Origin of the sequence: Nocardia mangyaensis (assembly GCF_001886715.1) — a bacterium.
GTDB classification, from domain to species: Bacteria; Actinomycetota; Actinomycetes; order Mycobacteriales; family Mycobacteriaceae; genus Nocardia; species Nocardia mangyaensis.
The window spans coordinates 510,195-532,995 of record NZ_CP018082.1 but is presented as its reverse complement, the minus strand read 5'-3'; the positions used below and the strand labels follow the sequence as shown (position 1 = coordinate 532,995).

General features: G+C 67.2%; 25 protein-coding genes. 13 read left to right on the top strand and 12 right to left on the bottom strand.

The genetic code is table 11. The features are described 5' to 3' along the window. Positions 1 to 11: 11 nt before the first annotated feature. Both BOX37_RS02460 and BOX37_RS02455 read right to left on the bottom strand, forming a co-directional pair. On the bottom strand, positions 12 to 914 hold the full coding sequence (locus BOX37_RS02460) for a 3-oxoacyl-ACP reductase (RefSeq protein ID WP_071926104.1): 903 nt from the start codon (positions 912 to 914) through the stop codon (positions 12 to 14). A 43-nt stretch (positions 915 to 957) separates the two neighbouring features. After that, positions 958 to 1,146: a ferredoxin gene (locus BOX37_RS02455; RefSeq protein WP_071926102.1), complete on the bottom strand. Its 189-nt coding sequence runs from the start codon at positions 1,144 to 1,146 to the stop codon at positions 958 to 960. 191 nt (positions 1,147 to 1,337) lie between these two features. Here BOX37_RS02455 and BOX37_RS02450 point away from each other — a divergent pair, with 191 nt between their 5' ends. The 4 genes from BOX37_RS02450 to BOX37_RS02435 are packed head-to-tail and all read left to right on the top strand — an operon-like array spanning position 1,338 to position 4,195. Beyond that, positions 1,338 to 2,531 (top strand): acyl-CoA dehydrogenase family protein, encoded by a 1,194-nt coding sequence (locus tag BOX37_RS02450; RefSeq protein ID WP_071926099.1) that lies wholly within the window; start codon positions 1,338 to 1,340, stop codon positions 2,529 to 2,531. Between the two features lie 22 nt (positions 2,532 to 2,553). Continuing rightward, positions 2,554 to 3,648: an acyl-CoA dehydrogenase family protein gene (locus BOX37_RS02445; protein ID WP_071926098.1), complete on the top strand. Its 1,095-nt coding sequence runs from the start codon at positions 2,554 to 2,556 to the stop codon at positions 3,646 to 3,648. A gap of 38 nt (positions 3,649 to 3,686) precedes the next feature. Next, positions 3,687 to 3,917, top strand: coding sequence for a hypothetical protein (locus tag BOX37_RS02440; RefSeq protein WP_019044777.1), 231 nt, complete (start codon positions 3,687 to 3,689; stop codon positions 3,915 to 3,917). A gap of 5 nt (positions 3,918 to 3,922) precedes the next feature. Beyond that, positions 3,923 to 4,195, top strand: a complete 273-nt coding sequence (locus tag BOX37_RS02435; protein WP_240505173.1) for a hypothetical protein — start codon at positions 3,923 to 3,925, stop codon at positions 4,193 to 4,195. 18 nt (positions 4,196 to 4,213) lie between these two features. Here BOX37_RS02435 and BOX37_RS33630 read toward each other — a convergent pair whose 3' ends face one another. Beyond that, entirely contained in the window at positions 4,214 to 4,444 is a 231-nt protein-coding gene (locus tag BOX37_RS33630) for a hypothetical protein (protein WP_156910241.1), read from the bottom strand. Positions 4,445 to 4,448: 4 nt separating this feature from the next. Then, positions 4,449 to 5,048, bottom strand: coding sequence for a TetR/AcrR family transcriptional regulator (locus BOX37_RS02430; protein WP_071926092.1), 600 nt, complete (start codon positions 5,046 to 5,048; stop codon positions 4,449 to 4,451). A 100-nt stretch (positions 5,049 to 5,148) separates the two neighbouring features. On the opposite strand from BOX37_RS02430, the gene BOX37_RS02425 reads away from it, so the two are divergent. Next, the gene (locus tag BOX37_RS02425; protein ID WP_071926086.1) at positions 5,149 to 6,327 is read left to right on the top strand and encodes an FAD-dependent oxidoreductase; all 1,179 of its coding nucleotides are present in this window, start codon (positions 5,149 to 5,151) and stop codon (positions 6,325 to 6,327) included. On the opposite strand, the gene BOX37_RS02420 is transcribed toward BOX37_RS02425, so the two are convergent. From BOX37_RS02420 to BOX37_RS02410, 4 genes are all read right to left on the bottom strand, one after another. Beyond that, complete coding sequence (locus BOX37_RS02420; RefSeq protein ID WP_167659888.1) at positions 6,324 to 6,875, bottom strand: nucleotidyl transferase AbiEii/AbiGii toxin family protein; 552 nt, start codon at positions 6,873 to 6,875, stop codon at positions 6,324 to 6,326. The genes BOX37_RS02425 and BOX37_RS02420 overlap by 4 nt on opposite strands. Further along, positions 6,823 to 7,017, bottom strand: coding sequence for a nucleotidyl transferase AbiEii/AbiGii toxin family protein (locus BOX37_RS36025; RefSeq protein WP_420811603.1), 195 nt, complete (start codon positions 7,015 to 7,017; stop codon positions 6,823 to 6,825). The genes BOX37_RS02420 and BOX37_RS36025 overlap by 53 nt, the downstream gene beginning before the upstream one ends. 49 nt (positions 7,018 to 7,066) lie before the next feature. Continuing rightward, positions 7,067 to 8,173, bottom strand: a complete 1,107-nt coding sequence (locus BOX37_RS02415; protein WP_071926081.1) for a type IV toxin-antitoxin system AbiEi family antitoxin domain-containing protein — start codon at positions 8,171 to 8,173, stop codon at positions 7,067 to 7,069. A gap of 652 nt (positions 8,174 to 8,825) precedes the next feature. Continuing rightward, positions 8,826 to 10,469 carry an acyl-CoA synthetase gene (locus BOX37_RS02410; RefSeq protein WP_071926078.1) on the bottom strand — a complete coding sequence of 548 codons (1,644 nt, stop codon included), beginning with the start codon at positions 10,467 to 10,469 and terminating at the stop codon, positions 8,826 to 8,828. 61 nt (positions 10,470 to 10,530) lie between these two features. Here BOX37_RS02410 and BOX37_RS02405 point away from each other — a divergent pair, with 61 nt between their 5' ends. Further along, positions 10,531 to 11,313: a crotonase/enoyl-CoA hydratase family protein gene (locus tag BOX37_RS02405; RefSeq protein ID WP_071926075.1), complete on the top strand. Its 783-nt coding sequence runs from the start codon at positions 10,531 to 10,533 to the stop codon at positions 11,311 to 11,313. 54 nt (positions 11,314 to 11,367) lie between these two features. On the opposite strand, the gene BOX37_RS02400 is transcribed toward BOX37_RS02405, so the two are convergent. Beyond that, positions 11,368 to 11,784, bottom strand: coding sequence for a VOC family protein (locus tag BOX37_RS02400; RefSeq protein WP_071926074.1), 417 nt, complete (start codon positions 11,782 to 11,784; stop codon positions 11,368 to 11,370). 127 nt (positions 11,785 to 11,911) lie between these two features. Between BOX37_RS02400 and BOX37_RS02395 the strand changes: the two genes are divergently transcribed. Further along, the gene (locus BOX37_RS02395; RefSeq protein ID WP_071926071.1) at positions 11,912 to 12,910 is read left to right on the top strand and encodes a sigma-70 family RNA polymerase sigma factor; all 999 of its coding nucleotides are present in this window, start codon (positions 11,912 to 11,914) and stop codon (positions 12,908 to 12,910) included. Positions 12,911 to 12,923: 13 nt separating this feature from the next. Here BOX37_RS02395 and BOX37_RS02390 read toward each other — a convergent pair whose 3' ends face one another. Both BOX37_RS02390 and BOX37_RS02385 read right to left on the bottom strand, forming a co-directional pair. Further along, a complete protein-coding gene (locus BOX37_RS02390) occupies positions 12,924 to 14,459 on the bottom strand; it encodes an acyl-CoA synthetase (protein WP_071926069.1) in 1,536 nt (511 codons plus the stop codon). A 22-nt stretch (positions 14,460 to 14,481) separates the two neighbouring features. After that, positions 14,482 to 15,519 (bottom strand): LLM class F420-dependent oxidoreductase, encoded by a 1,038-nt coding sequence (locus BOX37_RS02385; RefSeq protein ID WP_071926066.1) that lies wholly within the window; start codon positions 15,517 to 15,519, stop codon positions 14,482 to 14,484. A gap of 61 nt (positions 15,520 to 15,580) precedes the next feature. On the opposite strand from BOX37_RS02385, the gene BOX37_RS02380 reads away from it, so the two are divergent. Genes BOX37_RS02380 through BOX37_RS02360 form a run of 5 tightly spaced genes read left to right on the top strand, consistent with a single transcriptional unit; the run spans position 15,581 to position 20,074 of the window. Next, complete coding sequence (locus BOX37_RS02380; protein WP_071926065.1) at positions 15,581 to 16,552, top strand: Zn-ribbon domain-containing OB-fold protein; 972 nt, start codon at positions 15,581 to 15,583, stop codon at positions 16,550 to 16,552. A gap of 15 nt (positions 16,553 to 16,567) precedes the next feature. Beyond that, positions 16,568 to 17,584 (top strand): thiolase domain-containing protein, encoded by a 1,017-nt coding sequence (locus BOX37_RS02375; protein WP_071931120.1) that lies wholly within the window; start codon positions 16,568 to 16,570, stop codon positions 17,582 to 17,584. Beyond that, positions 17,581 to 18,768: a thiolase domain-containing protein gene (locus BOX37_RS02370; RefSeq protein ID WP_071926062.1), complete on the top strand. Its 1,188-nt coding sequence runs from the start codon at positions 17,581 to 17,583 to the stop codon at positions 18,766 to 18,768. The genes BOX37_RS02375 and BOX37_RS02370 overlap by 4 nt, the downstream gene beginning before the upstream one ends. Continuing rightward, entirely contained in the window at positions 18,765 to 19,655 is an 891-nt protein-coding gene (locus BOX37_RS02365) for a TIGR03619 family F420-dependent LLM class oxidoreductase (protein WP_071926061.1), read from the top strand. The genes BOX37_RS02370 and BOX37_RS02365 overlap by 4 nt, the downstream gene beginning before the upstream one ends. Then, entirely contained in the window at positions 19,652 to 20,074 is a 423-nt protein-coding gene (locus BOX37_RS02360; RefSeq protein WP_071926060.1) for a nuclear transport factor 2 family protein, read from the top strand. Before BOX37_RS02365 ends, BOX37_RS02360 begins: the two co-directional genes overlap by 4 nt. Positions 20,075 to 20,137: 63 nt before the next feature. Here BOX37_RS02360 and BOX37_RS02355 read toward each other — a convergent pair whose 3' ends face one another. Then, entirely contained in the window at positions 20,138 to 21,424 is a 1,287-nt protein-coding gene (locus BOX37_RS02355) for a cytochrome P450 (protein ID WP_071926057.1), read from the bottom strand. A 132-nt stretch (positions 21,425 to 21,556) separates the two neighbouring features. Between BOX37_RS02355 and BOX37_RS02350 the strand changes: the two genes are divergently transcribed. Further along, entirely contained in the window at positions 21,557 to 22,720 is a 1,164-nt protein-coding gene (locus BOX37_RS02350; protein WP_071926056.1) for a steroid 3-ketoacyl-CoA thiolase, read from the top strand. Positions 22,721 to 22,801 lie beyond the last annotated feature (81 nt).

Below are 22,801 nucleotides of genomic sequence, written 5' to 3'. Positions count from 1 at the left end.
CGAGGGGCGGGTCAGCCCAGATCGCGCAGGGCGCGGGCCGAGAAGGTGTGGTCGGCGGGACGCTCTGCGAAATAGCCACCGAGGGCGGCGGCGAGGTCGGATTCGGCCCACTCGGCGCCGTCGGCGTCGAAGCGCTGCTCGACCGTCGGCGCGGCCATCAACGCGACCATGGGCCCGTAGACGACGAACACCTGACCGTTCACCGCGTCGGCGGCGGGCGAGGCGAGATAGGCGACGAGCTTGGCCACATGCTCGGGGGACAGCGGGTCGACCGTGCCCTCGGGCGCCGACTCGAAGACCGCCTCGGTCATCGCGGTCCGCGCCCGCGGGCAGATGGCGTTGGCACGCACGCCGTAGCGGGCAAGGCCGCGCGCAGCGGTCAGCGTGAGTGCGGTGATGCCCGCCTTCGCCGCGCCGTAGTTCGCCTGACCTTCCGGACCGAGCAGACCCGCCTCGGACGAGGTGTTGACCAGCCGGCCGTAGACCGGCTCGCCCGCCGCCTTGGACGCGGCGCGCCAGTAGGCACCGGCATTGCGCGAGAGCAGGAAGTGACCGCGCAGGTGCACCGCGATGACGGCGTCCCAGTCCTCGTCGGACATGTTGAACAGCATGCGATCGCGGGTGATACCGGCGTTGTTGACCACGATGTCGAGCCCGCCCAGTGATTCCTGCGCGGTGGAAACGAGCGCGTCGGCGGTGGCCCGCTCGGCGATGGAACCGCCGACGAACTCCGCCTTGCCACCGAGCTCGCGGATCGCGGCGATGGTTTCGGCGGCCGCGTCCTCGGTGAGGTCGTTGACCACCACCGCCGCGCCCGCCGAGGCCAGGGCCAGCGCTTCGGCCCTACCGAGACCGGCGCCGGCGCCGGTCACGATGGCGACCCGGCCCTCCAGTGAAATCTGCGTCACACTCATCGGGCCGACTCTAGAACGTGTTCCACAATCCGACAAGAGCCGATCACGACAACCTCAGCGCAGCCTTGGGACACTGCGCCACGGCCTCCTCGGCATCGGCGACACGATCGGGCGCCACGTCGCCCTCGGACACGTGCAGCAGATCGTCGTCATCGAGTTCGAACATGTCAGGGGCGATTCCTACACAGATGCCGTTCGCTTCGCACCGGTCGAAATCGACGATGATCTTCATGGGAACTTCCTTCCTCGCGGTCTCGGCGAGACTAACCCAGACAGTGCTGCTCACGGGGCGGAACAGCCATCCAATCCCTGTCAATACTGGAACATGTTCCAGTCCATATGCAATGATCGGATTCGGCGGGGCCGACCCCGCACCGCCGCGCCCCCATCCGTTTTCGCAGCCAGATACCGAGGTAGGAACCCATGCGCGTCGCGTACACGCCGCAGCAGGAAGAATTACGCGCGGAGCTGCGCGAGTACTTCGCCCGCCTGATCACGCCCGAACGTCGCGCGGCGTTGAGCATGACCACCGGCGAGTACGGGTCCGGCGACGTCTACAAAGAGGTCGTGCGCGACATGGGTCGCGACGGCTGGCTGACGCTGAGCTGGCCGAAGGAATACGGCGGTCAGGACCGCACGACGATGGATCAGCTGATCTTCGTCGAGGAAGCGGCCATCGCGGGCGCGCCGGTGCCGTTCCTCACGCTGAACTCGGTCGCGCCGACGATCATGCAGTACGGCACCGAGGAGCAGAAGAAGTTCTTCCTGCCCAAGATCGCCGCCGGCGAACTGCACTTCTCGATCGGCTACTCCGAGCCGGGCGCGGGCACCGACCTGGCCTCGCTGCGCAGCACCGCGGTGCGCGACGGTGACGACTACGTCATCAACGGCCAGAAGATGTGGACCAGCCTCATCGCCTACGCCGACTACGTCTGGCTGGCGGTGCGCACCGATCCCACCGCCAAGAAGCACAAGGGCATCAGCATGCTCATCGTGCCGACCGATCACCCCGGTTTCTCCTGGACGCCGGTGCACACCATGTCCGGCGTCGACACCAGCGCCACCTATTACCAGGACATGCGGGTGCCGGCGTCGTCGCTGGTCGGTCCGGAGAACGGCGGCTGGTCGCTGATCACCAACCAGCTCAATCACGAGCGCGTCGCCCTCACCTCGGCAGGACCGCTGTCGCATTCGACCGCGCAGACCATCGCGTGGGCCACCGAGACCACCACGCCCGACGGCAAGCGCGTGATCGACCAGGAATGGGTCCGGCTCAATCTGGCCCGCGTGCACGCCAAGGTCGAATACCTGAAGCTGCTGAACTGGGAGATCGCCAGCCGCGCCGACCTGGGCGGCGAGGCGGCGCCGAAACCGTGGCACGCCTCGGCCTGCAAAGTCTACGGCACCGAGCTGGCGACCGAGGCCTACCGGCTGCTGATGGAAGTCGTCGGCCCGCACGCCTACCTGCGCCAGGACTCCCCCGGCGCGATCCTGCACGGCCGGCTGGAGCGGATGCACCGGGCCGCGCTGATCCTCACCTTCGGCGGCGGCACCAACGAGGTGCAGCGCGACATCATCGCCATGACCGCCCTGCGCCAGCCCGCCGCTGCCCGCTGATCCCGAAAGCCGGTATCCCCTCATGGATTTCACTCCCACCGAAGCCCAGACCGATCTCGCCCGGCTGACCGGCGAGATCTGCGCCAAGCTGGTCACCGCCGACCGGGTGCGCGAACTCGACACCGACGGCCGCTTCGACGAGCAGCTGTGGAAGTCGCTCGCCGAGACCGGCGTGCTCGCCGCGGCGCTGCCGGAAGCCCAGGGCGGCGGCGGTTTCGGGATGCTCGAGCAGACCGCGATCCTGCGTGAACTCGGCCGCTCCGTGGCCCCGGTGCCCTACCTGTGGTCGATCGTGCTCGGCGCGGGCGCGCTCGCCCGGTTCGGTGACGACGCGCAACGGGCACTGGCGGCGCGGGCGGGTGCGGGCGAGATCGTCCTGACGGCCGCACTGGCCGAGGAGAATCTCGCGACCACCGGCACGCCCGGTCTCACCGCCACCGCGACCGGCGACACCTGGGCACTCACCGGAACCGCGACGACCGTCCCCTTCGCCGATCGGGCCGAGCGAATCCTGGTGCCTGCCAGCACCTCCGGTGGCGTCGCGGTGTTCGCCCTCGATCCCGATCACACCTCGGTCAGCCGCACCGCGCAGTCGATCGTCGACCTCGCCCCCGAGTTCCTCGTCGAATTCGACTCCACCCCAGCGGAATTGGTCGGCACGGTCGAATCCGGCGCCGGCATCCTCACCTGGCTGCGCGAACAGGCCTGGCTCGGCCTGTCGGCCCTGCAGCTGGGCACCCTGGAACGCGCGCTCGAACTCACCGCCGACTACACCCGCACCCGCGAACAGTTCGGCAAGCCCATCGGTGCGTTCCAGTCCGTCGCCCAGCGCCTGGCCGACGCCTACATCGACGTCCAGGGCCTGCGCCTGACCGTCACCCAGGCGGCCTGGCGCGTCGCGGAGAACCTCCCCGCCGCCGAGTCCATCCACATCGCCAAGTTCTGGGCCGCCGACGCCGGCCACCGGGTCGCCCACACCGTCATCCACGTTCACGGCGGCATCGGCATCGACCGCGACCACATCGTCCACAACTACTTCACCGCCGCCAAGCACAACGAATTCGCCCTCGGCGGCGCCACCCCCCACCTCCTCGCCCTCGGCGCGGAACTGGCTTAGGCCTTGCGGCTCGCATGATGGCAAGGTAACTTGTCATCATGCAGCCGGAGCCGGTGATCGCGTCAAGTGCCTACAAGCACGGCATCGACTCCGGCGACATGGTGCACGCTTTCAACAACGCGCTCGCCGCGTTCGATCTGGATGATGGTTTCATCATGCTCATCGGACCGGCAATGGACGCGACGATGCTGGAAATCGGCTACGTGACCAGTACCGACTCGCACGTCATCATCCACGCTATGGAAGCCCGGCCGAAGTTTCTGAGGTGATGAACATGCCACGTACCACGAAAGACATCCTCGCCCACGCCGACGACCTGGCGCGGCGATTCGAGAACTACGAGCCGCGCGCAGACGACAAGCGCGACCCCTCCGCCCTCGCAGCTCTTCGCGCTGCCGTGGTCGCGAGGGCGGAGGCGGAACGCCAGGTCATCGACGGCGTCGCTGCCGCACGAGAGCGTGGCGTGCCATGGTCGACCATAGGCGCCGAAGTCGGCACCTCAGGCGAAGCCGCCCGCCAGAAGTACGGCCCGCTCCTCGCCTCGTAACCCGATCGATCGGCACGCCTACTCGGCGAGGCGATTCAACAGGCCTCGATGGCGCCTCGCGAAGTCTTCGGACAGCGCGCTCACCTGATCGTCGGTGCGCGCGCTGTCGGCCTTGTCCGGCACGAGCCCAGCCGCGCTGACACCTTCCGCGAGTCGGCGATTCAGCTCGCCGCTTGCCCGGAGCACGCGCACTGCCGCCTCCTCTTCGAACCGGCGCTTACCATCCGCAGTTTCCCTCGGCTGGTCCACGTCCTCACCCTACTCGCGATGTATCAATCGGCGCCGCGGTCAGGTAGCGCTGGAGGGTGGGGGCTATGTCGGTGACGATTTGTTGTGGGGTGAGGGCTACCACCGGGGGGATCTCGAGGATGTAGCGGCACAGGGCGAGGCCCAGGAGTTGGGTGACGATGAGGGCGGCGCGGTGGGGGGCGTCGGCGGGGGTGCCGAAACGGAGGACGGCGGGCAGGACCTGGGCGGCGAAGATCTCGCGGACTCGGCGGGCGACGGCGTCGTCGGTGATCGAGGTGCGCAGCAGGATCAGCAGGACAGTGTTGTCGCCGTCTTCCCAGATCGCCAGGAAATGGCGGATCAGCAGCTCGCCCATGGCGTCGGGGTCGGCGGTGGACAGGTCGGGGAGGTCGAGGTCGATCTGGACCGCGGCAGCGAACAGGCCGTCCTTGCTGCCGAAATAGCGCATCACCATCGACGGGTCGATCGCGGCGTCGGCGGCGATGGCGCGGATGGTGGCCTTCGCGTAGCCGTCGGCGGCGAAGCGCGCGCGGGCGGCGGCGAGGATGGCGGCCCGAGTGGCATCGGACCGGCGAACGGGGTGCTCCTGCTCAGCGGATGACATGCCAACGATTGTAGGCCAACACCTGTTGACTTCCCTCCACGATTGGGTCTACCGTTGTGCCTACAAGCGTTGGCAAACAAACGTTGACCGAGGAGTCGAAATGACTACCACCCCGCTGCCCGCCACCACCTCCGTCGTCATCGTCGGCGCGGGGCCCGCCGGGCTCACCGCCGCGATCGCGCTCGCCGAAGCGGGCGTGGACCACGTCCTCATCGACCGGTTGGCCGTGGGCGCCAACACCTCTCGTGCCGCCGTGGTGCACGCCAGGACGCTCGAGGTGCTCGACGAACTCGGTATCGCGGATCAGCTCGCCGCGCGCGGAAACAAGGTGTCGACCTTCCACCTGCACGACGGCGCGAAGTCATTGGCCACCATCGGATTCGGCGATCTGCCCACCGCGTTCCCGTACACACTGCTGGTGCCGCAGGATGTCACCGAGCAGGTGTTGCTGGAGCGTCTGCGCGAACTGGGCGGCACGGTCCACCGGCCGTTCACCGTCACCCGGGTCATCGACGAAAAGGGCAGTGTCGCTGTCGAATACGTCGACGGCGCCGATCAGCCCGGTGCCATCACCGCCGACTACGTGATCGGCGCCGACGGCATGCACAGCATCGTCCGCGAGCAGGCCGGAATCGGCTTCACCGGCGACTCCTACCCCCAGTCGTTCATCCTGGCCGACGTCCGGATGAGCTGGCCGACACCACGCGACGAGGTATCCCTGCACCTGTCCCCCGAAGGCGCCACCGTGGTCGCCCCGCTCCCCGACCAGGCGAACGAACGCTACCGCGTCGTCGCCACCGTGGACGAGGCCCCCGAACACCCCACCCTCGACGACATCCAGCAGCTGCTCGCCGCCCGAGGCCCGGACGGCGAGATCCGCGTCCACGAGGTCCTGTGGAGCTCCCGCTTCCGCGTCCACCACCGCGTCGCCGACCACTACCGCGCGGGCCGCGTCCTCCTCGCCGGCGACGCCGCCCACGTCCACAGCCCCGCGGGCGGCCAGGGCATGAACACCGGCATCCAGGACGCCGCCCTCCTCGGCACCCTGCTGGCGAAAGTCCAGGCCGGCGAACCGGATTCCCTCCTCGACACCTACGAGAAGGTCCGCCGCCCGATCGCCCTCGAGGTCGTCGCCCTCACCGACCGCATGACCCGCATGATGACCCTCCGCACCCGCCCCACCCGAGCCCTCCGCAACACCGCCCTGAACCTGCTCACCCGCATCCCCACCGTCCGCAGGACCATGGCCTACCAACTCTCCGAACTCGGCAACCGCTAGAGCCCACCGAAGGGATCCGTCGATCGACTCCACCGCTGCGCCGTGTGATCCCACTTTCCCACCGTGACACGGCCAGCCAAGATCGGATCCATACACACAGCGAGGCATTCCAACGCAACCGCCAACTGGTGCAACTCCTCCGGAAGTCCCTTCACCAGCCGAGCCGACGCAGGATACGACGCATTCCAAGCAGGTCCAGGGACACCAATAGCAACAGGAAGCTCGAGTGACATCCGGTGCCGACGCTGGTGATCCAACGCGAGTCCGAACAAGCCCGCGTCGAAATCCGAGGTACGGATGATCAGCAACAGATCAGCGAGGTCACGATACCGAGTCGACGGATCCCCGGCCTCACCATGGAATTCGTACATCGCGCACAACTTGTCGGCGATCTGGTCCACCAGCGGATAGCACGCGAACTTCGGTGGCATCTCGACATCCTCGATCTCGATCGTCGGCGTCGGCGCTATCAAATCGACCTGCCCGATCAACTGCTTACCGGCTGTCAGATCGATCGGGAAATGCTGGAGCGGACTGACGCCCAACATCGGGGTACACCTCAGCTGCTGCATCAGGATGCAACAAGTCCAGATCCTGGCTGTGGCGAGCGCCGGGTATCCGAACCAGAAGCGACGTACCGCCTTTGAGAATCCAAGGTCCGAACGGATCGACGAACACTCGCGCCAGCATCCGCTGCATGAAGAACTCCCTGTGCAGCTCGCTAGACGGGCGATTTAGTTTACGCGCCTGCTTCGCGATCCGATCGTTGATCGCCCGCTGGAACCCTTGATCGGTCGGACACTTCCTCGCCGCTGCGCTCATCCCCACCCCGATTGTCGTCGTCATGATCGAACCCGGACCGCGCCGAGCGCGAACCCACTTCCAAGCCAACAGGTCGCCCTGCGGCCGCGATGCCCTTCGACTCATCACCGGCGATAGCGGCCACGAGAGCCCATACCGCCTGCAGTTCAGCAGGAGTGCGACTACCGAGCGAAAGCAGGAAGCTCGTCAACTCCGAGTCCTCGCCGGGCGCGAAGCCTCGCTGACCGGCCACACCAAGTCGCTCATTCAGGCGCGGTCCCAGGCCGGGCCCACTCCGGTCCATGAAAGCCTTGACTTGGGCGAGGAACCTACGCTCGCCGTCGGTAAAAGCAAAATCCGCCGCAAGATCAGGTCGGGTCAGGGATAGGGCCGACTCGGGAACACCCGCCTGGCCGATGAAACTGCGAACCAGATCATGCCCGGCGCCGAGCGCCATTCCGTAGTGATGGGCGTAGGGGCGCAGCGCTTCCGCGAGCTCGTCTCGAGTCGTGTCATTGGTCAGAATCGCATCTCGCACGATCGTGGCCAGATGCCCACCATCCGTACGTGCCGCCGCAAGATCGACCACCGTGCGCAACGGACGCGTGACCGGCAGGCCCGCCACCAGATGCCAATCCTGTTGAGCCAACTCGCGGACGTGGAACTTCACGTCGTGACTGCGGGTGCCGCGCCGCCGCGGAACCGTGAATTCGTGAAGGTCGGCGTCGACATTACCCAGATCCTGTAGCAGCGCGGCCGAACAGTGAGACACCACCCCCATCGGGGTTTCGTCATCGAGCCGATCCCTCGCCAGCCGCCCCGGTTCCAACGCCAGCCACTCGGCACGGATCAGATCCTGCGGAGTCTGCGGGGCACCGGTCAACCGGTACACACCATGTCGTAGCCGTGAGATCAGCTCCGCATCGGCCAGGCGCTTGAGTTGCTGCGCCGCAAACCCGGACTCAGCGGCCTGCGTAGAGGTGAACAGCCCCCACTGAGCGCCAGCCAAGTCGGCCAGCGCCAGCATTCGCTCCTCACGTTTCATTCGTCAATAATATCATCTCCATCATCGATAGCGACGCTCTGGGTGTAACTATCGAGGTGATAAGTGAGATTATTGACGTCCACACTCGCGCTAGACATGTACTGACGTGGCCGAGGCGGTGTTGACGCCAAGACTCCTCGTCGAAATACCTCATGGTCGCGGCGTGGCTGTGCCGCTCTGGTCCGATGCAGATGAGACGAACGAGCTCCTGCGCTCCGACTACGGGCGGGACAAGGAGAACGGCTCCCCAGAAGCACATGTCCAGGTGTGCGTACCCGAGAGCCTGGGAGGACTTGCTGGACGGGAAGCCGTTCAAGCGACCGCACCTGCCGTCGGCGAAGGTTTCGTCTCACGAGCAGCTCGCGGAACCTCGCCCTGGGTAGCAGAAGGTGCTGGACGACTCTCGGCGTGACTTCCAGATGACCCAGTTGCGAGGCAAAATCCGTCAGCACCCGGAGGTCGCTCGAGAGGCACGGGCGGCAATCGACTGCAGCGGAAGAAGCGGTCCTCCAAAGACAACCCGTCACCAGAGGCATCTACGGCCGTGCCTGCTCGCCTCGCCGCTCATGCCGACAAGGATCAACCGCTCATCCGCACGCAACCCGAACGGTCCGCCCAGCGAGAAGGCTGGGCGGACCGGGTGTTTCGCGGGTTAGGCCGAGCCCGCGTCGGCGTGTTCGTCGGCGGGGCGCTCGTCGGTCTGGGCCTTGGCCCAGCGGTAGTCGGGCTTGCCCGCCGGTGAGCGTTTGATCTCGTCGACGAACCACAGGCTGCGTGGCTGTTTGTAGGACGCGATCTCCTGGGTGAGGATCGGGCGGAGGTCGGCGAGGGTGGGGCGGCTCTCGCCGCGACACTGGACGACCGCGGCGACGCGTTGGCCCCAGCGTTCGTCCTCGACGCCGACGACGAGGGCGTCGAAGACGTCGGGGTGAGCCTTGAGGGCGCCCTCGACTTCTTCGGGGTAGATCTTCTCGCCGCCGCTGTTGATGCTCACCGAGCCGCGGCCGAGCATGGTGACGGTGCCGTCCTCCTCGACGCGGGCGTAGTCACCGGGGATGGCGAAGCGGACCCCGTCGATCTCCTTGAAGGTCGCGGCGGACTTCACCTCGTCCTTGTAGTACCCGAGCGGAATATGTCCGCTGCGGGCCAGCATGCCGACGACGCCGGAGCCCGGCTCGACGGGCTTTCCGTCCTCGTCGAGCACCTGGGTGGCGGCGTCGATCTTCACGCGCGGGCCACCGGTGTGGTTGGCGCCCTTGGCGACCAGCGACAGACCGCCGAAGCCGGTCTCCGAGGAGCCGATGGAGTCGGAGATCATCCGGTTGGGCAGCAGCTCGAGGAACTTGTCCTTGAGCGCCGGGGAGAACAGCGCCGCGCTGCTGGCCAGCACATAGAGCGTGGAGAGGTCGTAGGGTTCTCCGGTTTCCGGGTTGCCCTCGGCGAGGGCGTCCAGCATCGGCCGCGCCATGGCGTCACCGGTGATGAAGATCAGGTTGATCCCGTGCTTGTCGACGGCCTGCCAGACGCCGTGCCCGCTGAACTCGGGGATCATCACGGCCTTGCCACCGCCGAAGAGGCTGTGGAAGGTGGCCCATTGGGAGCCGCCGTGGATCATCGGCGGGATCGGGAACCGCACCATCTGCGGATTCGCGGCGCCGACCTTGGCCAGCTCCCATTCGTCCTTGACGTATTCGCCGGTGACGAAGTTGATGCCGGCGCCGAGGACGCGCCATACGTCCTCGTGGCGCCACATCACGCCCTTGGGCAGGCCGGTGGTGCCGCCGGTGTAGAGCATGTAGATGTCGTCCGGGGAACGCTCTCCGAAGTCGCGTTCGCCCGACGAAGCCGCGAGTACCGCTTCGAATTCCGCCGAATCGGGCGCGGTGGGCGCATCGGTACCGTCGTCGACGACGATGACCGTCTTCAGCGCGGGCACCTTGTCCCTGACCCCGGCCACCTTGTCGGTGTAGCGGCGCTCGTGGATGAGCGCGACCATGTCGGAGTTCTCGAAGATGTGCAGTAACTCGTTCTCGACATAGCGGAAGTTGACGTTGATCATCACCGCCCTGGCTTTGAAGATGGCGACCATCGCTTCGACGGCCTCGACGGTGTTCCTGGAGTAGATCCCGACTTTGTCGCCTGGACGTACGCCTTGTTCCAGCAGGTAGTGGGCCAACTTGTTGGCCCGCTCCTCCAGTTCGGCGTAGGTCGACTCTCGATGTTCGCCGACCAGCACGATCCGGTCGGGCATCAAGTCGACGGCATGTTCGACGAGATCGGCTATGTTGTAGCTCACAGTGTTAAAAATAGAACGTGTTACTGTTTCTGACAAGAGTCGAATGTCAGGAGATATCCAGATGGCCCACTGCCTGGTCGAGAAGCGCGACCACGTCCTCATCGTGACCATGAACCGTCCCGAGGCGCGCAACGCGCTGTCCGGGGAGATGATGGCGATCATGCGCGACGCCTGGGACCAGGTCGACAGCGATCCCGACATCCGCGTCGCGATCCTCACCGGTGCGGGCGGGGCCTTCTGCGCGGGGATGGACCTGAAGGCGATGAGCTCGCAGCATCCGGGGGACACCGCATCCAGCGGCGGCTGGGACCCGGCCTACCTCCCCGCGCTACTGAAGGGGCGGCGACTGTCCAAGCCGCTGATCGCGGCGGTCGAGGGCCCGGCCATTGCCGGTGGCACCGAGATCCTGCAGGGCACCGACCTGCGCGTGGCCGCGGAAAGCGCCAAGTTCGGCGTCTCCGAGGCCCGCTGGGGCCTGTTCCCGCTGGGTGGTTCCGCGGTGCGGCTGGCCCGGCAGATCCCGTACACGGTGGCCGCTGAGCTGCTGCTGACCGGTCGCCACATCACCGCTGCCGAGGCCAAGGAGATCGGCCTCATCGGCCACGTGGTCCCCGACGGCACCGCCCTCGACAAGGCCCTGGAGCTGGCCGGCCTGATCGCCGACAACGGCCCGCTCGCCGTCCAGGCGATGCTGCGCACCCTGCGCGAAACCGAGGGCATGCCGGAGAACGAGGCGTTCCCGATCGAGGCGAAGATCGGCATCGAGGTGTTCAAATCAGCCGACGCCAAGGAAGGGCCGCGAGCCTTCGCCGAAAAGCGCAAGCCCACTTTCACCGGCTCCTGAGAAGCACCTCGACGGCGCAGGACAAGTGCCCTGCGCCCTGAGGTTCAGCAGGGACTACGCCCCCGGGTAGTTCATGTAGAAGGGCTCCCACTGGTGGCCGTCGGGGTCGATGAAGGTGCGGCCGTGCATACCCACCTGAGCTTCCTCGGCCCGCTTGTCGTCGTTCACTTCCTCGGAGGCACCCGCAGCCACTGCGGCCTCGGTCAACGCGTCCACTTCCGCGGCACTACCCAGCGACAGCGCGTAGGCCGCGGCGATCGTGCCGGCGGTGTCGCCGATCGGGCGCTTGCTGAATGTGGTGAAGAAGTCCTTGGTCAGCAGCATCAGGCAGATGTTGTCGTCGACCACGATGCAGGATGCGTTCTGGTCGGTGAAATCCTCGTTCACTTTCCAGCCGAGCGCCTCGTAGAACCCCTTGGACCGGTCGAGATCGGCGACGGGGAGGTTGATGAAGATCATCTTGCTGCTCATGGCGGGAACCTTTCGGAAGCGCGTTGTTGCTGTCTCGTTCATGTAGACGCGGCAACGGTTCCGGATTCATCGGACCGGCGAAAATTCTCTCTGTTGGCTGTCAGACCCCTGTGGCATCGTGACTGCTATGACCGACGCCACAACCGCGACCACCGGCCCCGATCCCGACGTGCTCGCCGAATTCGAGACGCACCGGCGCGAGTTGTGCGCGTACGCCTACCGCATGCTCGGCTCCTCCTTCGAGGCCGAGGACGCCGTGCAGGAGACCTTCACCCGCGCCTGGCGCTCCTACGACTCGTTCGAGGGCCGCGCCAGCCTGCGCTCGTGGCTGTACAAGATCGCCACCAACATCTGTCTGGACATGCTCGACCGGCCGCAGAGCCGAGCCAGACCGATGGATCTCAACGGGCCGGGCCGCCCGGATTCACCGCTGCCTGCCCCGCAGCCGGACTACGTGTGGATCGAGCCCATTCCCAACGCGCTCGCCTTCGGCGCCGACCCGGCCGAGCACGCCTCGACCAAGGACACGCTGCGCCTGGCCTTCGTCGCCGCCTGTCAGCATCTGCCCGCCACCCAGCGCGCGATCCTGATCATGCGCGAGGTACTGCGCTTCACGGCGAGTGAGACCGCCGAGGCGCTGATGATGTCGCCCGCGTCGGTGAACAGCGCCTTGCAGCGCGCCAGGGCCACCATGTCCAAGGTGTCGCCGACGGTCACCGATGGGTTCGACGAGTCCGATCCCGGCCAGCGCAAGCTGATCGACGATTTCGTCCAGGCCTTCGAGTCCTACGACATGGACGCGCTCACCACCCTGCTCAAAGCCGATGTGGCACTGTCCATGCCGCCGTTCGATCTCTGGATCTCCGGTCCGGCGAACGTGGCCGCGTTCATGCTCGGCACCGGCAGCGCGTGCCGGGATTCGCGGATGGTGCCGCTGGCGGGCGCCAACGGCCTGCCCGCCTTCGGCCACTACAAGCCGAGCGAGGAGCCCGGTGTCTGGGTGCCGTGGTCGATCACGGTGCTCGAGCTCGAGGGCGAGACCATCGCCGGACTCAACTTCTTCCTCGACACCCAGCGGCTGTTCCCGCTCTTCGGACTGCCGCCGGAGTGGCGCGAAGCCGCCTGAGCGGGAACAGCTCTCACAGCAGGCGGCGCTTGTACAGCTTGCCGTTGGGGTCTCGGGGCAGCTCCGCGCGGAATTCGACCGTGCGGGGCAGCTTGTACTTGGCGAGCTGACCGGCGGCGAACTCGAGGATCTCGGCGGTCAGCGCCTCGTCGCCGGCGAGACCGTCGACCGGCTGGACGAAGGCCTTCACCTGCTGACCCCAATCCGGGTCGGGCACACCGAGAACCGCCACGTCGGCCACCTTCGGGTGACTCATCAGCACGCCTTCGATCTCGGCCGGGTAGATGTTCACTCCGCCGGACAGGATCAGGTCCGAGCGACGGTCGCACAGGAACAGGTAGCCGTCCTCGTCGAGATAGCCGATGTCACCGACGGTGAACAGGTCACCGACGCGCGCCTCCTCGGTCTTCTCCTTGGCGTGGTGGTACTCGAAGCTCGACGCGCCCATCTTCATGTAGACCAGGCCCTCTTTGCCCGCGGGCAGTTCGGTGCCGTCGGCCTCGTCGAGCACCTTGATCACCGACCACGGCCAGGCCTTGCCCACCGAGCCGGGCTTTTCCAGCCATTCGGTCCCGTTGATCACCGTGCCGCCGCCCTCGGTGGCGGCGTAGTACTCGGTGACGACCGGACCCCACCACTCGAGCATCTGCCGCTTGGTCTGCGGCGGGCACGGCGCGGCGCCGTGCACCATGCTGCGCAACGAGGAGACGTCGTAGCGGGCGCGCACCTCCTCCGGCAGCGCGAGCAGGCGATGGAACTGGGTGGGCACCATGTGGCTGTGCGTCACCTTCTGCTGCTCGATCAGCCGGAGCATGTCCTCGGCGTCCCAGCGATCCATCAGGACGAGCTTGTGCCCCAACTGGATCGAGATGGTGGAGAAGTTCAGCACGGCCGTGTGATAGAGCGGCGAACCGCAGATGTGCACGTGCTCGTCGTAGGGCGCGAGGTCGAACAGGCTGAAGAACGCCTTGTTCGGCGGCGGAACCACATCGGGGTCGGCGCCGGTCAGCGGGCGGCGAACGCCCTTGGGGCGCCCGGTCGTGCCCGAGGTGTAGAGCATCGGCGCGCCCACCGAACGCTCGTCCGGCCTGCCGGTGTCGGCGGCGCCGAGCCACGACACCGGCCGGAAGCCGGGGATGGTGCCCACCGCGAAGCGGGCGTCGGCGGACAGTTCGGCGAGGTCGGCGGCCTCGGCCGCGGTGGCGGCGAAACGCTCACTGGCCAGGAAGGCCGAGGCGTCGCTGTCACCGAGGATGTAGGCGATCTCCGGCGCGGTGAGGTGCCAGTTCACCGCGACGATGTAGAGACCCGCCTGGTAGGCGGCGAAATACGCGGCGATCGCCTCCACACCGTTGTGCAGCATGCTGACCACGACGTCGCCGGTCCGCAATCCGATCCCGCGTAGGCCGTTGGCGTAGCGGTTGGCGAGAGTGGCCAATTCTCGATAGCTGATCTCCCTGCCGTCCGGGTCGACGACGGCGATCCGCTCGGGATCGGCCGCGGCGATATTCCACAGTCCGAGGACTTCCGTTGTCTGCTGGCTGCTCACCCCATCGAATTTAGAACGTGTTCTAGGTCGATACAAGGGTTTGGAGCCGACGCATCTGATCGGCGTCCGAAACCGAGATCAGCATCATCGTCACCCCGGCGTCCTCCCATTCCTTCAGCCGGGTGCGCACGTGGTCCTCGGTGCCGAAGATCGCGGTGTCGGTGATCAGCTCGTCGGGCACCGCCGCCGCGGCCTCGGCCTTGCGACCCGCCTGGAACAGGGCCGAGATCTCGTCGACCTCCCTCGCGTAGCCCATCCGCTTGTACACCTGGGCGTGGAAGTTCAGCTCTGGGGCGCCCATGCCACCGATGTAGAGCGAGGTGACCCAGCGCATCCGCTCGATCTCGGCCGCCGGCTCATCGGTCAGCACCACCTGCGCGCTGGCGGCGATCTCGAAATCGGCCCGGCCACGGCGGGCGCCCGCTCGCGCGAAGCCCTCGTCGAGCCACTCGTTGTACATGCCCGCCAGGCGCGGGGCGTAGTAGATCGCCAGCCAGCCGTCGGCGATCTCGGCGGTCTGGGCGACATTCTTCGGCCCCTCCGCCCCCAGCCAGATCGGCAGATCGGCACGGAGCGGATGCACGATCGGCTTGAGCGGTTTGCCCAGTCCCGTCGCGCCGGGACCGGCGTAGGGCAGCCCGTAGTGCTTGCCCTCGGAGGTCACCGGAGCCTCGCGGGCCAGCACCTTGCGCACGATGTCGACGTATTCGCGGGTGCGGCGCAGCGGCTGCGCGAACGGCTGGCCATACCAGCCCTCCACCACCTGCGGGCCGGAGACACCGAGACCGAGGATGGCCCGGCCGCCGCTGAGGTGATCGAGGGTGAGCGCGTGCATCGCGGCCGCGGCCGGGGTGCGCGCCGACAGCTGCGCGACCGAGGTTCCCAGGCGCACCCGCTCGGTCCTCGACCCCCACCAGGCCAGCGGCGTGAAGGCGTCCGAGCCCCAGGACTCGGCCGCGAACACGGCGTCGAAGCCGGTTTCCTCGGCCGCGATCACCAGCTCGCCGGCATTGGCGGGTGGCTGCGCAGCCCAGTAACCGAGTTGCAGTCCGAATTTCATGACCGACGCCCTTTCCGGCGAATCCTTGCCAGCAGAATAAGAACCTGTTCTACTCGATATCGTGACCCAGGGGAATACCGCAGTGGAAGTATTGAGTGCACCCCTCCGGGTGCAGTTCGACTACACCAGATCCGTCGGACCTATCATCGGCGCCTTCCTGACCGGACTGCGCGAACGCCGAATACTCGGCGTTCGCGGCAGTGACGGCCGGGTGCTGGTGCCCGCCCAGGAGTACGACCCGATCACCTCGGCCCCGCTGGCCGAGCTGGTCGAGGTCGCGCCGACCGGCACGGTGCAGTCATGGACATGGGTGCCCGAACCGCTGCCAGGCCAGCCGTTCGACCGCCCGTTCGCCTGGGCGTTGATCCAGCTCGACGGCGCCGATACGGCCCTGTTGCACGCGCTGGACGTCACCGACCCGACCCAGCTGAGCACCGGCATGCGCGTGCGCGCCCGGTGGGCCGACGAGCCAACCGGCAGCATCACCGACATCGCCTGCTTCGAACCGGGCGAGGCCGCCGCGGCAGCGCCACCCACCGACGACACCGCCGAGCCGGTCACCATGGTGACCACCCCCGTCGATCTGAGCTACAAGCACACCGCGTCCCCTCAGGAGAGCGTCTACCTGCGCGGTCTGGCCGAAGGCAAACTGATCGGCGGACGCTCCGAGGCGGGCGGGCGGGTGTATTTCCCGCCGCGCGGCGCCAACCCGACCGACGGCACCCCCACCGATGATCTGGTGGAGCTGCCCGACAAGGGCACGGTGACCACCTTCTGCATCGTCAACGTGCCGTTCCTCGGCCAGCGCATCAAGCCGCCGTACGTGGCCGCCTATGTGCTCCTCGACGGCGCCGACATCCCGTTCCTGCACCTGGTTCTCGGCTGTGAGGCGTCCGAGGTGCGGATGGGCATGCGAGTCGAGGCCGTGTGGAAGCCGCGCGAGGAATGGGGCCACGCCCTGGCCAACATCGATCACTTCCGCCCGACCGGCGAGGCCGATGCCCCGTACGAGTCCTACCAGCACCACCTCTGAGAGGCGACGTTGAGTATTCCCGAAATCGCGGTGGTGGGGTTCGCCCACGCACCGCATGTGCCGGAGACCTTCGGCACCACCAACGGCGTCGAGATGCTCGTGCCGTGCTTCCAGCAGCTCTACGCCGATCTCGGCATCACCAAGTCCGATATCGACTTCTGGTGCTCGGGGTCCTCGGATTTCCTGGCAGGCCGGGCCTTCTCGTTCATCTCGGCGGTCGACGCGATCGGCGCCGTGCCGCCGATCAACGAGTCGCACGTCGAGATGGACGCGGCCTGGGCCCTGTACGAGGCGTGGGTGAAGCTGCTGTCCGGCCAGGCCGAGACCGCGCTCGTCTACGGCTTCGGCAAGTCCTCGGCCGCCGAGTCCATCCAGCAGGTACTGACCATGCAGCTCGATCCGTACCTGGTCGCGCCGCTGTGGCCGGACGCCGTCTCGATCGCGGGCCTGCAGGCGCGGGCCGGGCTGGACGCCGGCCGCTGGACCGAACAGGAGATGGCCGCCGTCGCCGGCGGTGACATCGAAGCCCTGCTGGCGGCACCCTATGTCGCCGATCCGCTGCGCGCCCACGACATCGCGCCGGTCACCGACGGTGCCGCCGCGATCGTGCTCGCGGTCGGCGATCGGGCCCGCGAACTGTGCGAGCGCCCGGCGTGGATCACCGGAATGGCGCACAACATCGACGCCCAGGCACTCGGTGGTCGCGACCTGACCCGCTCACCGTCCACCACCAGGGCCGCCGCGGCCGCCACCCGTGGCGACACCACCTTCGACCTGGCCGAACTCCACGCGCCGTTCAGCCATCAACAGCTGATCCTGGCCGAGGCGATCGGCCTGTCCCCCGACACCCGGGTCAATCCGTCCGGCGGTCCGCTCGCGGGCAACCCGATGTTCGCGGCGGGCCTGGAACGGATCGGCAACGCCGCCACGGCCATCATCTCCGGCGACGCGAACCGGACTCTCGCTCATGCGACCAGCGGCCCCGCGCTGCAGCAGAACCTGGTCGCCGTTCTGGAATCGGAGGACCGATGAACGGTCAGCGGACGCAGGGCTTCCCCGCAGCGGTGCTCGGCACCGGCCAAACTCATCACGTGACAAAACGCTCCGACGTGTCCATGGCGGGCATGTGCCGCGAGGCGATCGATCGCGCACTCGAAGACTCCGGCCTGACCATCGCCGATATCGACGCCGTCGTGGTCGGCAAGGCGCCCGACTACTTCGAGGGCGTCATGATGCCGGAGCTGTATCTCGCCGAGGCGCTCGGCGCCATCGGCAAGCCGCTGCTGCGCGTGCACACCGCCGGATCGGTCGGCGGCTCCACCGGCGTGGTCGCCGCCAACCTGGTGCAGGCGGGCGTACACGGCAAGGTGCTCGCCATCGCCTGGGAGAAGCAGTCGGAGTCGAATGCCATGTGGGCGTTGTCGATTCCGGTGCCGTTCACCATGCCGGTGGGCGCGGGTGCGGGCGGCTACTTCGCCCCGCACGTGCGCTCCTACATCCGCCGCTCGAACGCGCCCATGCACATCGGCGCCATGGTGGCGGTGAAGGATCGGCGCAACGGCGCGAAGAACCCCCTCGCCCACCTGCATCAGCCCGACATCACCCTCGAATCGGTGCTGGCTTCCCAAATGCTGTGGGACCCCATTCGTTTCGACGAGACCTGCCCCTCCTCCGATGGCGCTTGCGCAGTGGTGATCGGCAATGCCGAGGCCGCGGCGGCGGTCGAGGCCGAGGGCAAGAAGGTCGCGTGGGTGCACGGGACGGCGATGCGCACCGAGCCGACCACCTTCGCCGGTCGCGACCAGGTCAATCCGCAGGCGGGCCGCGACGCGGCGGCCGCGCTGTGGCAATCCGCCGGGATCACCGACCCGCTCGAGGAGATCGACGTCGCCGAGATCTACGTGCCGTTCTCCTGGTTCGAGCCGATGTGGCTGGAGAATCTCGGCTTCGCCGCCGAGGGCGACGGCTGGAAACTCACCGACAAGGGCGAGACCGAGATCGGTGGTCGCATCCCGGTGAATCCGTCCGGTGGCGTGCTCTCGTCCAACCCGATCGGCGCCTCCGGCCTGATCCGCTTCGCCGAGGCGGCCAAGCAGGTGATGGGCCGGGCCGGCGCCTACCAGGTGACCGACGCGCGCAAGGCACTCGGACACGCGTATGGCGGTGGCTCCCAGTACTTCGCGATGTGGGTCGTCGGAAGCGAGCGTCCGGAATGAAGTTCACTCTCGGAATCGCGCTGAGCCCACTCGACCAGCTCACCGAGCTGGCCAAGACGGCCGAGGAATGCGGCTTCACCTCGATCGGCCTGCCGGACTCGCTGTTCTACATGAAGTCCCAGGCCGCCGACTATCCCTACACCCCCGACGGCAGCCGGTTCTGGGGACCGGAGACGCCCTGGGTCGACCCGCTGATCGCGGCGGCGGCCATGGCGGCGGTGACCACCGAGCTGCGGTTCTACACCAACGTCCTCAAGCTCGGTTCACGCAATCCACTGTTGCTGGCCCGCCAGGTGGGTTCGCTGGCGAACATGTCCGGCAACCGGTTCGGCTTCGGTGTCGGAATCGGCTGGGCACCAGAGGAATTCGAGTGGTGCGGTGTGCCGTATGAGCGGCGCGGCGCGCGGGTCGACGAGATGATCGAGGTGATCAAGCTCGTTCTCGACGGCGGCATGGTCGAATTCCACGGCGAGTTCTACAACTTCGACTCGCTGCAGATGAGCCCCGCGCCCAGCCAGCGGGTGCCGTTCTACATCGGCGGCCACACCGGCCCCGCCCTGCGCCGCGCCGCCCGCGTCGGCGACGGCTGGACCTCGGCGATGATGAAGTTCGAGCAGCTGGAAACCACCATCGCCACGCTCAACGACCTGCGCACCGAGTACGGCAGGTCCGCGGAACCGTTCGAGATCCAGGCCGTGTGCATCGACCGTTACGGCCGCGACGGCTATCAGGATCTGGCCGACGCGGGGGTCACCGACACCATCGTGGTGCCGTGGCTGATGGACGGGATCGGGTTCGACGGCGAGCTCGCCGCCAAGCAGGAATCGCTGCGCCGGTTCGCCGAGAAGTACATCGCCGATCCCATCGTCGCGAAGGTGAAGTCATGACCGAGACCGCTCTCGACCGCTCGGCACGCGCCGCCGGTCTCGCTTCCCAGGCCGCTGTCCGGGCCAAGGACAAGGCGGCCTGGGTCGCCCTGTTCGCCGAGGACGGCATCGTCGAGGACCCGGTCGGTCCGTCGGGTTTCGACCCCGACGGCGTCGGCCACCGGGGCCACGCGGCGATCGGCGCGTTCTGGGACAAGGCGATCGCGATGACCGAGTCGATCGAGTTCCGCTTCGAGGACTCCTTCGCCTGCGGCAACGAGATCGCCTTCACCGGCCTGATCCGCACCACCCTCGGCGGGCACGTGATCGACGCCGAAGGGGTCTTCACCTACAAGGTCGATGCCGAGGGCAAGATCGCCGCCTTGCGCGCCTTCTGGGAGGTCGAGCGCGCCGTCGCCACTACTCGCGCCGTGTCCTGAATATCCACAACGAATATCGGCCCCGGACATTTCCGTCCGGGGCCGTTATTCGTTTGCTGGCAATCAGTGGGCGACAGGGCACCCCGAGGTGGTGGTCTTGTAGTCGACCGGCAGTTCCTTGATGCCGTTGAGCCAACCCGAATGCAGGCGCTTGGGGTCGCCGACCTTGGTGATGTCGGGCAGATGGTCGGCGATCGCGTTGAAGATCAGGTCGATCTCCAGGCGAGCCAGATTCGCGCCGACGCAGAAGTGGGCACCGGTGCCGCCGAAGGCCAGGTGCTGGTTGTCCTGGCGCATGATGTCGAACTTCTCCGGGTTCTCGAAAACGTCCTCGTCGAAGTTGGCCGAGCGGTACAGCATCACCAGGCGCTGACCCTTCTTGATCTGCACGCCGCCGAGTTCGGTGTCCTCGAGCGCGGTGCGCTGGAAGGAGGTGACCGGAGTGGCCCAGCGGATGATCTCGTCCACCGCACTCGCCGGCCGCTCCTTCTTGAACAACTCCCACTGGTCGGGGTTCTCCATGAACGCGATCATCCCGTGACTGATGGCGTTGCGGGTGGTCTCGTTGCCCGCCACCGCCAGCACGATGACGAAGAAGCCGAACTCCTCCGGGGTGAGCGACTCACCGTCGACATCGGCCTCGATCAGGGTGGTGACCAGGTCATCGGCCGGGCACGCCTTCCTGGCCTCGGCCATCTGGTACGAGTAGCCCAGCAGCTCCATCGACGCGGTGACCGGGTCGACGTCGACATTGTCGGGATCGTCGTAGCCGGTCATATCGTTGGACCACTCGAAGACCTTCATCCGGTCTTCCTGCGGGACGCCGATGAGCTCGGCGATCGCCTGCAGCGGCAGTTCGCAGGCCACCTGGGTGACGAAGTCGCCACCGCCGGACTCCGCGGCGGCCTTGACGATCTTCTCGGCGCGCGCCGACAGCTCGGCCCGCAGCCCGTTGACCGCACGCGGGGTGAAGCCCTTGGCGATCAGCTTGCGCAGCTTGGTGTGCTCCGGCGCGTCCTTGTTGAGAATGACGAAACGCTGCAGTTCGATCTGCTCGCGGGTGATGTCGTCGTTGAACCGGGGAATGGCGGTGTTCTCGTAGGTGGAGAACACGTCGCTGCGACGGGAGACCTCTTTCACGTCGGCATGCTTACTCACCACCCAGAAGCCGTCATCGTGGAAACCACCGACGTCGGGCGACTTCGGGTTCCACCAGATCGGCGCCGACCGGCGCAGCTCGGCGAACTCCTCCGCCGGGACACGCTCGGCGTAGATGGCAGGGTCGGTCACATCGAACCCCTCGGGGAGGTTCGGCTGCGTGCCCGTGGCTTCATTGCGCGGATCTACCACCAGATGTCTCCTTCGACAAACTGAAACACGTTCTACAATCATTCAAGCACAGGGGTAGCCGCGACGGAAGAACCTCACGGTTTTACCCTGGGCCATAGAACAGAACTTGTTGCAGTTACGAGGGAGAATCAGATGGGAACACCCGTCATCGTCGAAGCCGTGCGTACTCCGATCGGGAAACGGCGCGGGCTACTTTCGGGACTGCACGCCGCCGAACTGCTCGGCCTGGCCCAGCGCGGCCTGCTCGACCGGGCCGGACTCGACCCGGCCGAGGTGGAGCAGGTGATCGGCGGCTGCGTCACCCAGGCGGGCGAGCAGTCCAACAACATCACCCGCACCGCCTGGCTGCACGCGGGCCTGCCCTGGCAGACCGGCGCGACCACCATCGACGCCCAGTGCGGCTCGGCCCAGCAGGCCAACCACCTCGTCGCCGGCCTCATCGCGACCGGGGCGATCGAGGTCGGTATCGCCTGCGGCGTCGAGGCGATGAGCCGGGTGCCGCTGGGCGCCAATGTCGGCACCGAGGCCGGACCGCGGCGGCCCGCGTCATGGTCGATCGATCTGCCCGACCAGTTCGGCGCGGCCGAGCGCATCGCCCGCAGGCGCGGCATCACCCGTGCCGACATCGACGAATTCGGCCTGCGCTCACAGCAATTGGCGGCCAAGGCGTGGGCCGAGGGCCGCTACGACCGCGAGGTGCTCCCGGTCTCGGCGCCCGTGCTCGACAGCGAGGGCGCACTGACCGGCGAGAAGGCGGAGGTGACCCGCGATCAAGGCCTGCGCGCGACCACCCGCGAGGGCCTGGCCGCACTGAAGCCCGTGGTGGCCGACGGCATGCACACCGCGGGCACGTCATCGCAGATCTCCGACGGCGCCGCCGCGGTCCTGCTCATGGACGAAACCGTCGCACGCCGAAAGGGTTTGCGGCCGCGGGCGCGCATCCACACCCAGGTCCTGGTCGGTGCCGAGCCGGAGTTCCACCTCGACGGCCCGGTACAGGCGTGCACGCGACTGCTCGAGCGCTCCGGAATGTCGATCGGCGATATCGATGTATTCGAGATCAACGAAGCATTCGCCTCGGTGGCACTTTCGTGGGCTTCTGTACATCAGCCGGACATGGAACGGGTAAATGTCAACGGCGGTGCGATCGCAATCGGGCATCCGGTTGGTTCCACCGGTTCACGTTTGATCACGACCGCGCTGCACGAACTGGAGCGCACCGGCGCCGGGACCGCCATGGTGCTGATGTGCGCCGGTGGCGCACTCGCCACCGGCACGATCATCGAGCGCCTGTAGACTGACCCTCACCGAAACCGGGCGCCCAGGTTGAACATTCATCCCAGGGCGCCCGGAACGTGTCGTACGCCACACAATCAA

Excerpts from the sequence above, each read along its gene's own strand:
- BOX37_RS02460 (WP_071926104.1), bottom strand. The coding sequence starts at position 914 with ATGAGTGTGACGCAGATTTCACTGGAGGGCCGGGTCGCCATCGTGACC.
- BOX37_RS02455 (WP_071926102.1), bottom strand. The coding sequence starts at position 1,146 with ATGAAGATCATCGTCGATTTCGACCGGTGCGAAGCGAACGGCATCTGT.
- BOX37_RS02450 (WP_071926099.1), top strand. The coding sequence starts at position 1,338 with ATGCGCGTCGCGTACACGCCGCAGCAGGAAGAATTACGCGCGGAGCTG.
- BOX37_RS02445 (WP_071926098.1), top strand. The coding sequence starts at position 2,554 with ATGGATTTCACTCCCACCGAAGCCCAGACCGATCTCGCCCGGCTGACC.
- BOX37_RS02440 (WP_019044777.1), top strand. The coding sequence starts at position 3,687 with ATGCAGCCGGAGCCGGTGATCGCGTCAAGTGCCTACAAGCACGGCATC.
- BOX37_RS02435 (WP_240505173.1), top strand. The coding sequence starts at position 3,923 with ATGCCACGTACCACGAAAGACATCCTCGCCCACGCCGACGACCTGGCG.
- BOX37_RS02430 (WP_071926092.1), bottom strand. The coding sequence starts at position 5,048 with ATGTCATCCGCTGAGCAGGAGCACCCCGTTCGCCGGTCCGATGCCACT.
- BOX37_RS02425 (WP_071926086.1), top strand. The coding sequence starts at position 5,149 with ATGACTACCACCCCGCTGCCCGCCACCACCTCCGTCGTCATCGTCGGC.
- BOX37_RS02420 (WP_167659888.1), bottom strand. The coding sequence starts at position 6,875 with ATGTTGGGCGTCAGTCCGCTCCAGCATTTCCCGATCGATCTGACAGCC.
- BOX37_RS36025 (WP_420811603.1), bottom strand. The coding sequence starts at position 7,017 with ATGCTGGCGCGAGTGTTCGTCGATCCGTTCGGACCTTGGATTCTCAAA.
- BOX37_RS02415 (WP_071926081.1), bottom strand. The coding sequence starts at position 8,173 with ATGAAACGTGAGGAGCGAATGCTGGCGCTGGCCGACTTGGCTGGCGCT.
- BOX37_RS02405 (WP_071926075.1), top strand. The coding sequence starts at position 10,531 with ATGGCCCACTGCCTGGTCGAGAAGCGCGACCACGTCCTCATCGTGACC.
- BOX37_RS02400 (WP_071926074.1), bottom strand. The coding sequence starts at position 11,784 with ATGAGCAGCAAGATGATCTTCATCAACCTCCCCGTCGCCGATCTCGAC.
- BOX37_RS02395 (WP_071926071.1), top strand. The coding sequence starts at position 11,912 with ATGACCGACGCCACAACCGCGACCACCGGCCCCGATCCCGACGTGCTC.
- BOX37_RS02385 (WP_071926066.1), bottom strand. The coding sequence starts at position 15,519 with ATGAAATTCGGACTGCAACTCGGTTACTGGGCTGCGCAGCCACCCGCC.
- BOX37_RS02370 (WP_071926062.1), top strand. The coding sequence starts at position 17,581 with ATGAACGGTCAGCGGACGCAGGGCTTCCCCGCAGCGGTGCTCGGCACC.
- BOX37_RS02365 (WP_071926061.1), top strand. The coding sequence starts at position 18,765 with ATGAAGTTCACTCTCGGAATCGCGCTGAGCCCACTCGACCAGCTCACC.
- BOX37_RS02360 (WP_071926060.1), top strand. The coding sequence starts at position 19,652 with ATGACCGAGACCGCTCTCGACCGCTCGGCACGCGCCGCCGGTCTCGCT.
- BOX37_RS02350 (WP_071926056.1), top strand. The coding sequence starts at position 21,557 with ATGGGAACACCCGTCATCGTCGAAGCCGTGCGTACTCCGATCGGGAAA.